Raw genomic sequence first — 12,911 nt, 5'->3', positions numbered from 1 at the left:
GAACCTCGAGCCAGTCAGGCGGACGTCGCCGCCACCCACCGGTCGAGGGTCGCCCGGGCGGCGCCGGAGTCGATGGCCTCCCCCGCCCTCGCCACGCCCGCGGCAAGGGCGGACGGCACGTCGTCCTCGGGTGAGTCGTGGACGGCGAGCGCCGCACCCGCGTTGAGCACCACCGCGTCGCGGACCGGTCCGCGCTCGCCGGCGAGGAGGCGTCGTACGACGTCCGCGTTGTGGGCCGCGTCGCCGCCGCGGAGGTCCTCGGTCGTCGCGCGGGCGATGCCGACGGATGCGGGGTCGAGCGTGAGCTCGGTGACCTCTCCCCCGTGCACGCGCCACACGGTCGACGTCGTGGTGGTGGTCAGCTCGTCGAGCCCGTCGTCGCCGCGGAACACCCACGCGTCGACGCCGCGGCCTGCGAGGACTCCGGCCATGACCGGCGCCATCCGCGCATCGGCACAGCCGATCGCCTGTGCCTGGGGGCGGGCCGGGTTGGTCAGCGGGCCGAGGATGTTGAACGTCGTCGCGATGCCGAGCTCGCGCCGAGGGACGGCAGCGTGACGCATCGCGGGGTGGAAGGCCGCGGAGAAGCAGAAGGTGATGCCCGCCTCCTCGGCGACCTCGGCGACGCGGTCCGGAGCCAGGTCGAGCCGGACGCCGAGCGCCTCGAGGACGTCGGCCGAACCCGACTGCGACGACGCGGACCGGTTGCCGTGCTTGACGACCTTGGCGCCTGCCCCGGCAGCGACGATGGCCGACATCGTCGAGATGTTCACCGACATGGACCGGTCGCCACCGGTGCCGACGACGTCGAGCAGCCGGCCGGGGACGGAGATCGGGTTGGCGGCGGCGAGCATCGCGTCGGCGATGCCCGCGACCTCCTCGACCGTCTCACCCTTGGCGCGCAGGGCGACGACGAGGGCTGCGATCTGGACCGGTGTCGCCGCTCCGGCGAAGACCTCGTCCATGGCCCATCGCGCCTGCTCCGTCGTCAGGTCGCGACCAGCGACCAGCGTGGAGAGGACGTCGGGCCAGGTGTGGGACATGAGGCCGAGTGTTCCAGACCCGATGGACGGCGGCCGGGCGTGGCCCGGGTCTCGATACGCCCGCTCGTTCCCCGCGGGCTGCTCGGCCAGCGGCACCAGCGTGGGGCGGGTCAGGAGGTGGCGGGCACCGACGGGCGGAGGAGGCCGATGACGGCCTCGGCCAGCTGGATCGGGTCGATCGGGTGCGGCACCGCGGCCTCGGCGCGCGACCACGTGGCCAACCACGCGTCCTGGGGCCGACCGGTGAGCACGATGACGGGCGGGCACTCGTAGATCTCGTCCTTGAGCTGCTTGGCGATGCCCATCCCGCCGGCGGGGACGGCCTCGCCGTCGAGGATCGCGAGGGAGATGGTGCCGGAGTCCATGTTCTGGAGGACGACGGGCTCGGTGGCGACCTCGACGTACTCGAGCTCGGGCAGGTCCGGGTGGGGACGGCGGCCGAGGGCGAGGATGACCTGCTGGCGCGTGTTCACGTCGTCGCTGTAGACGAGGACCTTGACCGGGCGGGAGGCGGAGGCTTCAGTCACGGAGAGGATGGTAACGCTCGGCGACGACCGGAGGTTTCGAGGCTCGCTGCGCTCGCACCTCAACCACCGAGCGGGGCGGGGGCTACTCGACCAGCGACGAGGGCTGCGAGGAGGACGAGCGGCGCTCGGCGAGGTCGAGGCGCCGGTCCTCGCGGGCGGCCTCCTTCATCGACGAGCGCACCCACTGGGTGAACAGGACGCCGAAGAAGAGGACGCCGATGAGGTCGCCGGTGGCCCAGAGGATGCCGCCGGCCAGGTGCTGGTCCTCGAGGGCGGGCGGGAGCCAGGCGCCCATCGGCCCCTCGCGCAGCGCGAGGTAGTGCTCGCCACCGATGAGGGTCGACTGCCCCATGATCGTGACGCCGAGAAAGGCGTGGAAGGGCAGCGTCATGATGGTCAGCAGCACGCGGAAGGTGTGGCCGACGCGGCCCGGGACGGGGTCGATGCCCATGAGCGGCCAGAAGAACAGCGTCCCGACCAGCACCAGGTGGACGTGCATCATCTGGTGGACGAACGCCGACGCCAGGCTCGCGTCGTACCAGGACGAGAAGTAGAGCGCCCACGGCGAGGCGACGTAGAGGACGAACGCCAGGGGTGGGAACGCCAGCACCTTCGCCACCCGTGAGTGCAGCACGGCGAGCAGCCAGCGCCGCGGGGCGGCGGGCAACGTCCGCAGTGCGAGCGTGACCGGCGCACCCAGCGCGAGCGCGAGCGGGACGACCATCGACAAGAGCATGTGCTGGACCATGTGCACGCTCAGGAGCGTGGTGTCGTAGCGCCCGAGCCCGGACGACGTCGCGAAGAAGAACGAGCCCATCCCGAGCCCCACGAAGGCGAGCGTCCGGCCGACCGGCCAGCGGTCGCCCCGGCGGTGCAGCACGACCACCCCGAGGGCGTAGAGACCCACCGCCCAGACGGTCACCACGAACGGGATCGGGTCGATCCCCCAGTCCGTGAAGACCCGTCCGACGGTGAATCTCGGGAGGACCTCGAGGTCGGCCGAGAGGGGGGTCAGCAGGGCGGGCACCACACTGTGAACTTTATGACCCGATTGCACAGGGGGTCGGGGTGCCCTCCTTCGGATCCACCAGCCATAATGATCGAGTGGCGACAGCAACAGCGACGATTCCGGCATCCCGGCTGCACGGGCACCACGACCGGCCGAGCATGGTCAGCGTGGGCACGATCATCTGGCTCTCCAGCGAGCTGATGTTCTTCGCTGCTCTGTTCGCGGCCTACTTCACCATCCGCGCGGTCAGCCCGGACCTCTGGGCGCAGGAGACGGAGAAGCTCAACGTCCCCTTCTCCACGGCCAACACCGCGATCCTCGTCGCCTCGTCTTTCGCGTGCCAGTGGGGCGTGTTCGCCGCCGAGCGCGGCCAGGTCGGGCGCTCGGGCAAGCTGTTCGACTTCACCAAGTGGGGCCTGCGTGAGTGGTTCATCCTCACCTACGTCATGGGTGCCATCTTCATCGGCGGACAGGCGCTCGAGTACGCCGAGCTGATCCACGAGGGCGTCACCATCCCGAGCTCGGCCTACGGCTCGATGTTCTACCTGACCACCGGGTTCCACGGCCTGCACGTGACGGGCGGTCTGATCGCCTTCCTCTTCGTGCTGGGCCGGACCTACCTCGCCCGACGCTTCACCCACGAGCAGGCCGTGACCGCGATCGTCGTGTCCTACTACTGGCACTTCGTCGACGTGGTCTGGATCGGGCTCTTCTTCACGATCTACGTCATCCAGTAACAGCCTCCACCGTCTCACCGGCAAGGACCTCAACGTGCGCGTGCTCAACCGAACCGCTGGCCGCCTCTCCCGGCACCGCCGGGGACCGCTTGCCGGTCTCGCGGTGCTGCTGCTCGGACTGCTGATCAGCGGCTCCCTCTACACCGCCTTCGCCCCCGCCCAGGCGCAGAGCCAGGCGAGCGAGACGGACCAGATCGCCCAGGGCAAGGAGCTCTTCCTCACCAGCTGCGCGTTCTGCCACGGCAAGAACGGTGAGGGTGTCCCGACGGTTCGCGACGGCTATCAGATCGGCCCCTCGCTCGTCGGCGTCGGTGCCGCGGCAGTCGACTTCCAGGTCGGCACGGGCCGCATGCCGATGGCGCAGCCGGGTGCGCAGGCGCCCCGCAAGAAGGTCGCCTTCGACGACGACGAGGTCGCCGCGCTGGCGGCCTACGTCGCCTCGCTCGGCCCCGGCCCCGCGATCCCCGACGAGTCGGACTACTCGATCGAGGGCATGTCGGAGGAGGAGCGCGAGGAGGCGATCACCCGCGGCGGCCAGATCTTCCTGACCAACTGCACCGCGTGCCACAACTTCAACGGCGCCGGCGGCGCGATGCCGCGCGGCGGCTACGCCCCCAACCTCCACGGCGTCCAGGGCAAGTACATCTACGAGGCACTGCTGACCGGGCCGCAGAACATGCCCAACTTCAGCAACGGCAACCTCTCCCCCGAGGAGAAGCGCGACGTCATCGCCTACCTCGGCAGCATCCAGGACACCCCGGAGTACGCCGGCTTCACGCTCGGCGGCCTCGGCCCCGTCTCCGAGGGCCTGTTCGCCTGGATCCTCGGCATCGGCGGCCTGGTCGGCGCAGCCGTCTGGATCGCCTCGCACACCACCCGCAGCAAGAAGGACAAGGTGAACGCGTGAGCAACGACAGCCACGAGCACCCCGTCAACGCGCCCGACGGCACTCCGGCGGCGGGCAGCGGCGCGACCGCAGGCTCGAGCTCCACCACGCCGGCGACGTACGACTCGCATGTCCCGTCGCACCGCGAGTCCGAGCCGATCGCCGACCCGGGCCTGCCGCCGCACACGTGGCGCCCGACGGACGTCGACCCGAAGGCCGAGAAGCGCGCCGAGCGCCAGATCGCCGGCCTCTTCGTCGCGGCGATGATCAGCGCGGTCCTCTTCGTGGTCGCCTACTTCTCGCTCTCGGTCGGCGACAGCTGGGACACGTTCGCCGGCATGGGGGCCTCGACGGTCGCGCTCGGCGTGACCCTCGGCCTGTCGCTGCTGTTCATCGGCATCGGGATCATCCACCTGGCCCGCAAGCTGATGGCCGACCACGAGATCATCGAGATGCGCCACCCGGCCGCCTCCCCGCAGGAGGACCGCGACGCCACGATCCAGGCGCTCAACGACGGCCTCGACGAGGCGGGCATCGGCCGCCGCCCGCTCGTGCGCAACACCATGATCGGCGCGGTCGGCATCCTGGGCCTCCCGGCCGTGGTGCTGCTGCGCGACCTCGCGCCGGGCGACAAGCTCGACATCGGCAAGCTCGCCCACACGATCTGGGAGCCGGGCATGCGGCTCGTGCGCGACGTGGTCGGCACGCCGATCCTCGCCAGCGAGATCGAGGTCGGTGACCTGATCAACGCCGCCCCCGAGGCGCTCTTCCCGACCGAGGAGAACGGCTACCCCGAGCTCCACGGCGCCGAGAAGCAGGTCCAGAAGGCCAAGGGCGCGATCATCATCGTGCGGATGGACCCCGACGACATCACCGCCGGCAAGGGCCGGGAGAAGTGGACCGCCGACGGGATCATCTGCTACTCCAAGATCTGCACCCACGTCGGGTGCCCGATCTCCCTCTACGAGCGCACCACGCACCACGTGCTGTGCCCGTGCCACCAGTCGACCTTCGACCTCGCGGACTCCGCCAAGGTCGTCTTCGGTCCGGCTGCCCGCCCCCTCCCCCAGCTGCCCATCGAGGTGGACGGAGAGGGCTACCTGGTCGCGCAGAGCGACTTCACCGAGCCCATCGGGGCTAGCTACTGGGAGCGTGAGAAGCAGTGAGCGTCGACACCAGCAAGGTCGCGACGAGCAACCGCACGGACGCCGCGACCGCATCGAAGCCGAGCCCGGCCGGCTCGCTGGCCTCGTGGGCCGACGACCGCCTCGGCCTGGCCACGGCGATGAAGAAGAACCTGCGCAAGGTCTTCCCCGACCACTGGTCGTTCATGCTCGGCGAGATCGCGCTGTGGAGCTTCGTCGTGCTGCTCCTGACCGGCGTGTTCCTCACCCTGTGGTTCGACCCGTCGATGGGCGAGGTGACCTACGAGGGTTCCTACGACCAGCTCCGGGGCATCGACATGTCCTCGGCGATGGCCTCGGCCCTGCACATCTCCTTCGACGTGCGCGGCGGCCTGCTCATGCGGCAGATGCACCACTGGGCGGCCATGATCTTCATCGCCTCGATGATGGTGCACCTGCTCCGAGTCGCCTTCACCGGCGCCTACCGCAAGCCGCGCGAGCTCAACTGGGTCATCGGCTGCATCCTGCTGCTGCTGGGCACCCTCGAGGGCTTCACCGGCTACTCGCTGCCCGACGACCTGCTCTCCGGCACCGGCATCCGGGCCGCGGACGGCTTCCTGAAGGCCACGCCCGTCGCCGGGACCTACATGTCGTTCCTGCTCTTCGGCGGCGAGTTCCCCGGTGAGTCGATCATCCCGCGCCTCTACATCGTCCACGTGCTGCTGATCCCGGGCATCCTGCTCGCGCTGATCGCGGCCCACATGCTGCTGCTCGTCTACCACAAGCACACGCAGTGGCCCGGCCCCGGCCGCACCGAGCAGAACGTCGTCGGCTACCCGATGCTGCCCGTCTACGCCGCCAAGGCCGGTGGCTTCTTCTTCATGGTCTTCGGCGTCATCGCCCTGATGGGCGGCCTGATGTCGATCAACCCGGTGTGGAAGTTCGGGCCCTACGACCCCACCAAGGTGACGGCCGGTTCGCAGCCCGACTGGTACATGGGCTGGCCCGACGGCCTGCTGCGCATCATGCCCAGCCACATGGAGACGGTGATCTTCGGCTACACGATCTCGTGGAACGTCCTGATCCCGATCCTCCTGGTCCCGCCGCTCATGCTCGTCATCTTGATGCTGCTCCCCTTCGTGGAGGGCTGGATCACCGGTGACAAGCGCGACCACCACCTCCTGCAGCGCCCGCGCAACGCCCCGACGCGTACCGCGGTCATGGTGGCCCTGATGACGTTCTACGGCCTCGCCTGGGCAGCCGGCGGCAACGACATCATCGCGATCAAGCTGCACGCGAGCATCAACCAGATCACCTACTTCATGCGCGGCGCCATCTTCCTCGGTCCGCTGCTGGCGTTCTGGATCACGCGACGCTGGTGCATCTCGCTGCAGCGCAGCGACAACGAGAAGCTGCTCCACGGCTACGAGACGGGCATCATCACCCGCTCGGCCTCGGGCCAGTACGCCGAGCGGCACCTGCCGATCAACCCGACGAGCGCCTACACGCTCACCGCGCGCGACCGCGACGAGATCTACGCGGTCGAGGGTGACACGGACGCCTCGGGCGTGGCGGCACCGAACTCCCGCTCGGAGAAGGTGCGTGCCAGGCTCTCGTCCTGGATGTACCAGCACAACGTGCAGAAGCCCACCCGCGCCGAGCTCGAGGAGGGCCACCACCACGCCGAGCACGAGGCGGAGCTCCAGTCGGGTCTCGACCACCCGGCCGATGGTCACCAGTTCGACGACCACCGCCTCCGGGACACCGACGAGGTCCCGCTCCGCGACCACTGAGTCGAGCACGCACGAGGAAGGGCCCGCCGGATCCGGCGGGCCCTTCGTCGTCCTGCGCGGGCCTGGTCAGTCGCCCTTGACGTTCACCAGCTGCCGGAGCACGTGCCGCACCTCGACGAGGTCGGCGGCGTCGGCCATGACCTGGTCGATGTCCTTGTAGGCCGCCGGGATCTCGTCGATGAACGCGTCGGTGTCGCGGTACTCGATGCCCGCCATCGCGGCACGGAGATCGTCAGCCGTGAACGTCTTCCGTGCTCGCGTCCGGGAGTACTGACGCCCTGCTCCGTGCGGCGCGGAGCTGAGGGAGGCGACGTCGCCCTTCCCGATCACGACGTACGACGCCGTGCCCATCGAACCCGGGATCAGGCCGGGCCGGCCCTGCTCGGCATTGATGGCGCCCTTGCGGGAGGCCCACACCTCGCGACCGTAGTGATGCTCGCGCTCGGTGTAGTTGTGGTGGCAGTTGATCTCCTCCACCCGCTCCACCTCGCCGCCGACCCACTCGCCGAACTGCCGGACGACCCGGTCCATCATCTCCTCGCGGTTGAGGAGGGCGTAGGTCTGCGCCCACCGCACCTCGCGGACGTAGGCGTCGAACTCGGCCGTGCCCTCGGTCAGGTAGGCCAGGTCACGGTCGGGCAGGTCCTCCCCCGCGCACAGCTCGCGCGCTACGGCGATGTGCTTCTGGGCGATCTTGTTGCCCACCCCGCGCGAGCCGGAGTGCAGGAACAGCCACACTCCCCCGGACTCGTCCGCCGTCACCTCGATGAAGTGGTTGCCCGACCCCAGGGTGCCCAGCTGCAGGTCCCAGCGCCGCGCGTAGGACGCGGGGTCGAACCCGGCGTCCTCGGCGAGGCTGCGGAGCTGCTCGAGCCGCTGCTCGGTGTGCTCGCGGCTGATCGTGCGGTTCGCGGCACCGGCGTTGAGCGGGATCGCCCGCTCGATGGCCTGACGGACCGGCACCCGGTCGGCAGGCAGGTCGTCGGTGGCGTACTGGGTGCGCACGGCGATCATGCCGCAGCCGATGTCCACGCCCACGGCCGCCGGCATGATCGCACCGACGGTCGGGATCACGGATCCCACCGTGGCGCCCAGTCCGAGGTGCGCGTCGGGCATCAGCGCCACGTGCGGGTGGATGAACGGCATGCGTGCCGTCTGCTCCGCCTGGGCACGCGTGCCGTCCTCCAGGATCGACGCCCAGCTGATGAGCGTCGGGGTCAGGTTCTCCATCGTCCTTCCTTCTCTCCGACGTCCGCGATGTGCGGACCGACGGGGACCCTACGGACCCGCAAACCCGTTGCACCGCCGGTTTTCGGTGTGCAGGCGGGTGAGAACGGGCCTTCGGATCAGGAGAGGGCGGAGCCGGACCTCCAGTCGCGGAAGGAGAGGTTCCAGTCGCCGTAGCCGTTCTGGAGAGTCATCTGGCGGTCGGTGCCGGTGTACTCGACGACGTCACCGCGACGGCTCATGGCGTAGAGCCAGCCCGCGTCGGCGGTCGACATGCCCGTGCAGCCGTGGGAGACGTTGGCGTAGCCCTGCGAGCCGACCGACCACGGTGCGGCGTGGATGAACTCGCCCGAGAAGGTCACCCGCATCGCCCACTGGACGTCGTCGATGTCGTAGGCGTCGGGGCTGTTGCGGTTGATGCCGACGGTCTCGGAGTTCATCCGCTTCTCGTCGAACTTCTCGATGATCACCTTGGTGCCGGACCGGGTGACGAAGCCGGGCTTGCCGGTGGTGATCGGCAGCGTCCGCAGGAGCTTGCCGTTGGAGAAGACCTGCATCTGGTGGGTCTGCGCGTCGACCTTGTAGACGTGCGCGTCGCCGATCGTGAAGTCGATCTTCCGCGACTCCTGGCCGTAGATGCCGTTGCCGGCGGGCAGGCTGTTGAGGTCGAGGTCGACCGACACGTCGGTGCCGGCCTTCCAGTACGCCGCCGGGCGGTAGTGCGCCTCGGTGTCGCTCATCCAGTACCAGGAACCCTTCTGGGCGGGGGTGCTGGTGACGTGCATGTGCTTCTCGAACAGCGCCTTGTCGGTCACGGGGACGTCGAAGGTGACGATGACCGGCATCCCGACGCCCACCGTCTCGCCGTCGAGCGGCGCGATCGAGGCGAAGGTCTGCTGGTCGAGGGAGAGGTCGACGGTGTGGAAGCTCCGCGTGCGCTCGACCTTGCGTCCGTCGCTGCGGGTCGTCGACGCCGTGATGCTGTAGTCGGTGCCGGGCTCGAGGCGGTCGGAGGCGGTCCACGTGTCGCCTGCGACGTCTCCGGCGACGGCACCGGCCGGCGACGTCACCTGCACCGTGTCGAGCGTCCCGCCCTCGGCGGAGACGGTCAGCGGGCCGTCGATCGGGACGGCGGCGGCGTCGGTGAAGCTCGTCGCGATCCGCACGGGCTCGGGCTTGGGAGACTCCGATCCCGAGGTCGCGCCCGACCCGCCCGACCCACCGGGACCGGCAGCGCCGTCGGTCGTCGAGCTGCACGCCGCGAGCCCGCCGGCCAGGACGAGCAGCGCGGCCGCGAGCGTCGTACGACGTCCCGCGGGGCGCAGGTGAGCGGACGCACGAGTGCGCATGCGACGTACCCCCAGTGTTGGTGACCCGAAATCAGAAGAACCCGTCCAGCGTACGTCGCGGACGGGCCCTTCTCTAAAAGGCGCGGTCAGTGAGCGTGCTCACCGCGGTAGTACTCGAAGATGAACCCGCACAGCACGATGGCTCCGACGGCGAAGCCGATGAAGACCAGCCACCAGGCGGCGAGCGCGGTGCCGTAGACGACCACGCCGAGGGCGAGGGCGCACCACAGCGGCCACCACGAGTAGGGCGGGAAGAAGCCCAGCTCGCCGGCACCGTCGGCGATGTCGCCCTCCTTGCGGTCCTCCGGCCGCGGGTCCATGCGCGAGGCGTGGAACCCGAGGTAGAGGGTGACCATGCCGAAGAGCAGCGCGGTCATGACGAGCGCGGACGTGCCGGTCGGGTCCTCGGTGAGGAACCAGTAGGCGGGCGCGACGACCGCGACGAACAGCGCGGTGATGCCGAAGACCCAGGCCTCTGCCTTCATCGGTCGTCTCCCTCGTGACGGGTGTCGTCGTTGTCGATGCGCTCCTGCAGCAGCTCCTCGCGGCCGTGCACCTCGGGTGCGTCGGCGACGTTGCCGTTGCGCTCGGCATCGTGCTCGTGGAGCTCCATGAGCGCGATCTCGGGGTGGTGCAGGTCGAAGGCCGGCGACTCCGAGCGGATGCGCGGGAGCGAGTGGAAGTTGTGCCGCGGCGGCGGGCAGCTGGTCGCCCACTCGAGCGAACGGCCCCAGCCCCACGGGTCGTCGACCTCGATCTTCGGGCCCTTGGCCGACACGTAGACGTTGTAGAGGAACGGCAGCGTCGACGCACCGAGCAGGAACGCCCCGACCGTGGAGATCTGGTTGAGCGTGGTGAAGCCGTCCTCGGGCAGGTAGTCAGCGTAGCGACGGGGCATGCCCTCGACACCGAGCCAGTGCTGCACGAGGAACGTGGTGTGGAAGCCCACGAACAGGATCCAGAAGTGCAGCTTGCCCAGACGCTCGTCGAGCATCTTGCCGGTCATCTTGGGCCACCAGAAGTAGAACCCGGCGAACATCGCGAACACGACGGTGCCGAAGACGACGTAGTGGAAGTGCGCGACGACGAAGTAGGAGTCGGACACGTGGAAGTCGAGCGGCGGGCTGGCCAGGATCACGCCGGTGAGACCACCGAAGAGGAAGGTCGTCAGGAAGCCGATCGACCACAGCATCGGGGTGTCGAAGGACAGGGACCCGCCCCACATCGTGCCGATCCAGTTGAAGAACTTCACGCCGGTGGGTACGGCGATGAGGAACGTCATGCCGGAGAAGAACGGCAGGTCGACCGCGCCGGTGACGAACATGTGGTGGGCCCACACGGCCACCGACAGCATCGCGATGCCGAGCGTGGCGGCCACCAGGCCGACGTAGCCGAAGATCGGCTTGCGGCTGAAGACCGGCAGGATCTCGGAGATGATGCCGAAGAACGGCAGCGCGATGATGTAGACCTCCGGGTGCCCGAAGAACCAGAACAGGTGCTGCCACAGGACCGGCCCGCCGTGCGACGGGTCGAAGACGTGGGCGCCGAGGATGCGGTCGGCCTCGAGCGAGAGCAGGGCGCCCGCGAGGATCGGGAACACCATGATCACGAGCATGCTGGTGATCAGCGTGTTCCAGACGAAGATCGGCATCCGGAACATCGTCATGCCGGGCGCGCGCATGCAGATGATCGTGGTGATGAAGTTGACGCCACCGAGGATCGAGCCGAGACCGGCCATCCAGAGGCCCATGATCCAGAGGTCGCCACCGACGCCCGGACTGCGTACGGCGTCGGAGAGCGGCGTGTAGGCGAACCACCCGAAGTCGGCCGCGCCCTGGGGCGTCAGGAAGCCCGAGGCGGCGATGAGGCCACCGAAGAGGAACAGCCAGTAGCTGAACATGTTGAGGCGCGGGAACGCCACGTCGGGCGCCCCGATCTGCAGCGGCATGATGACGTTGGCGAAGCCGAAGAACAGCGGCGTCGCGAACAGCAGCAGCATGATCGTGCCGTGCATCGTGAAGAGCTGGTTGTAGAGCTGCTCGCTCACGACCTGCTGACCGGGGTAGGCCAGCTCGGAGCGGATCAGCATGGCCATCAGGCCCGCGATGAGGAACCACGCGAACGACGTGCCGAGGTAGAGCTTGCCGATGAGCTTGTGGTCGGTGGTCGTCAGGATGCGGACGACCTGCTGGCCCAGGGCCTTGCGCGGCGGCTCACCGCCCGGCGTGTGTGCGGCGGGCCGGTTGATCGTGGGGGCGCTCACTCCTGGCTCCCTTCCTGGTTGTCGTCCTCGGCGAGGCCGGCCTGCGTGGTCGTGTCGGCGCCACCGATCAGGGGCTGCTCGGCCGTGTTGCCTGCGTCGGCCAGGTCGGACTTGTACTGCTCGTACTCCTCCTGGCTGACGACCTTCACCTTGAAGAGCATCCGCGAGTGGTAGACACCGCAGAGCTCGTAGCACTTGCCGACGTAGTCGCCCTCGACGGTGGGCGTCACCTGCAGCTTGTTGATGCGGCCGGGGATGACGTCCATGCGGGTGAGGAACGACGGCACGCCGAAGTTGTGGATCACGTCGGGCGAGCGCAGGTTGAACTGGATGCGCTGGTCGACGGGCAGCACGAGCGTCGGGATCTCGCTGCCGTCACCGGAGGTGTAGACGTAGGAGCCGTAGGCGTAGTCGCCCGGTTCACCGGTGGCGTCTGGGTTCTCCTCGCCGACGCCGTGGTTGAAGGTCCACGACCACTGCTGACCGGTCACCTCGACGGTGACGTCGGGCGTGCTGAGCTCGGTCTGGATGTCCTGCACGCGCACGGTGTGGAAGAAGAACACGATGCACATCAGGACCGGGGCGATCGTGTAGAAGACCTCGAGGGGCAGGTTGTAGCGCGTCTGCCTCGGGACCTCGTCGTCGCTGCGCCGGCGGAACTTGACCACCGCGTAGAAGATCAGGCCCCAGACGATGACGCCGGTGATCATCGCGGCGACCCAGGCCCACTTCCAGAGCTCATAGGTGTAGGGACCCTGCTCGGTGATGCGGTCGGGCATCGCGAGGTTCTTGATCTGGTGCTGGTCGGCCTCGGAGCAGCCGGCGAGCACGAGCATCGCCGCGCCGAGCACCGCGACCCTCAGGACGCGCCGTGCAGGCGCGCCCGCGATCTTGGGGACTTGCAGACCCACTGACGAGCCTCTCTCTCGGTCCTTCTCAGACCTGCACAGAGT

General features: G+C 69.0%; 12 protein-coding genes. 4 read left to right on the top strand and 8 right to left on the bottom strand.

Annotated features, from left to right (window positions below; translation table 11 throughout):
* Positions 1-14: 14 nt before the first annotated feature.
* From trpD to L2K70_RS06535, 3 genes are all read right to left on the bottom strand, one after another.
* Positions 15-1,043, bottom strand: coding sequence for an anthranilate phosphoribosyltransferase (trpD, locus tag L2K70_RS06545; RefSeq protein ID WP_236400551.1), 1,029 nt, complete (start codon positions 1,041-1,043; stop codon positions 15-17).
* 110 nt (positions 1,044-1,153) lie between these two features.
* The gene (locus L2K70_RS06540; protein ID WP_236400549.1) at positions 1,154-1,570 is read right to left on the bottom strand and encodes an Rv3143 family two-component system response regulator; all 417 of its coding nucleotides are present in this window, start codon (positions 1,568-1,570) and stop codon (positions 1,154-1,156) included.
* An 82-nt stretch (positions 1,571-1,652) separates the two neighbouring features.
* Positions 1,653-2,600, bottom strand: coding sequence for a cytochrome c oxidase assembly protein (locus L2K70_RS06535; protein ID WP_236400547.1), 948 nt, complete (start codon positions 2,598-2,600; stop codon positions 1,653-1,655).
* A gap of 38 nt (positions 2,601-2,638) precedes the next feature.
* Here L2K70_RS06535 and ctaE point away from each other — a divergent pair, with 38 nt between their 5' ends.
* The 4 genes from ctaE to qcrB all read left to right on the top strand — a co-directional run bounded on the left by ctaE (position 2,639) and on the right by qcrB (position 7,119).
* A complete protein-coding gene (gene ctaE, locus L2K70_RS06530) occupies positions 2,639-3,316 on the top strand; it encodes an aa3-type cytochrome oxidase subunit III (protein ID WP_443689251.1) in 678 nt (225 codons plus the stop codon).
* A 34-nt stretch (positions 3,317-3,350) separates the two neighbouring features.
* Positions 3,351-4,223, top strand: a complete 873-nt coding sequence (gene qcrC, locus L2K70_RS06525) for a cytochrome bc1 complex diheme cytochrome c subunit (RefSeq protein WP_236400542.1) — start codon at positions 3,351-3,353, stop codon at positions 4,221-4,223.
* A 137-nt stretch (positions 4,224-4,360) separates the two neighbouring features.
* On the top strand, positions 4,361-5,368 hold the full coding sequence (qcrA, locus tag L2K70_RS06520) for a cytochrome bc1 complex Rieske iron-sulfur subunit (protein WP_236401544.1): 1,008 nt from the start codon (positions 4,361-4,363) through the stop codon (positions 5,366-5,368).
* Entirely contained in the window at positions 5,365-7,119 is a 1,755-nt protein-coding gene (gene qcrB, locus L2K70_RS06515) for a cytochrome bc1 complex cytochrome b subunit (RefSeq protein WP_236400540.1), read from the top strand. Before qcrA ends, qcrB begins: the two co-directional genes overlap by 4 nt.
* A 66-nt stretch (positions 7,120-7,185) precedes the next feature.
* On the opposite strand, the gene L2K70_RS06510 is transcribed toward qcrB, so the two are convergent.
* From L2K70_RS06510 to ctaC, 5 genes are all read right to left on the bottom strand, one after another.
* A complete protein-coding gene (locus tag L2K70_RS06510; protein ID WP_236400538.1) occupies positions 7,186-8,349 on the bottom strand; it encodes an RtcB family protein in 1,164 nt (387 codons plus the stop codon).
* A gap of 116 nt (positions 8,350-8,465) precedes the next feature.
* Positions 8,466-9,695 (bottom strand): L,D-transpeptidase, encoded by a 1,230-nt coding sequence (locus tag L2K70_RS06505; RefSeq protein ID WP_236400536.1) that lies wholly within the window; start codon positions 9,693-9,695, stop codon positions 8,466-8,468.
* 86 nt (positions 9,696-9,781) lie between these two features.
* A complete protein-coding gene (locus L2K70_RS06500; RefSeq protein ID WP_236400534.1) occupies positions 9,782-10,180 on the bottom strand; it encodes a cytochrome c oxidase subunit 4 in 399 nt (132 codons plus the stop codon).
* Positions 10,177-11,958 (bottom strand): aa3-type cytochrome oxidase subunit I, encoded by a 1,782-nt coding sequence (gene ctaD, locus L2K70_RS06495; protein WP_372477473.1) that lies wholly within the window; start codon positions 11,956-11,958, stop codon positions 10,177-10,179. The genes L2K70_RS06500 and ctaD overlap by 4 nt, the downstream gene beginning before the upstream one ends.
* Positions 11,955-12,869 (bottom strand): aa3-type cytochrome oxidase subunit II, encoded by a 915-nt coding sequence (ctaC, locus tag L2K70_RS06490; RefSeq protein WP_236400532.1) that lies wholly within the window; start codon positions 12,867-12,869, stop codon positions 11,955-11,957. Before ctaC ends, ctaD begins: the two co-directional genes overlap by 4 nt.
* Between the last annotated feature and the right edge of the window lie 42 nt (positions 12,870-12,911).

The organism is Nocardioides potassii (genome assembly GCF_021648885.1).
Taxonomy (GTDB): domain Bacteria; phylum Actinomycetota; class Actinomycetes; order Propionibacteriales; family Nocardioidaceae; genus Nocardioides; species Nocardioides potassii.
Note: the sequence above shows the minus strand (reverse complement) of the source record. Positions and strands in the feature narration are given on the sequence as shown.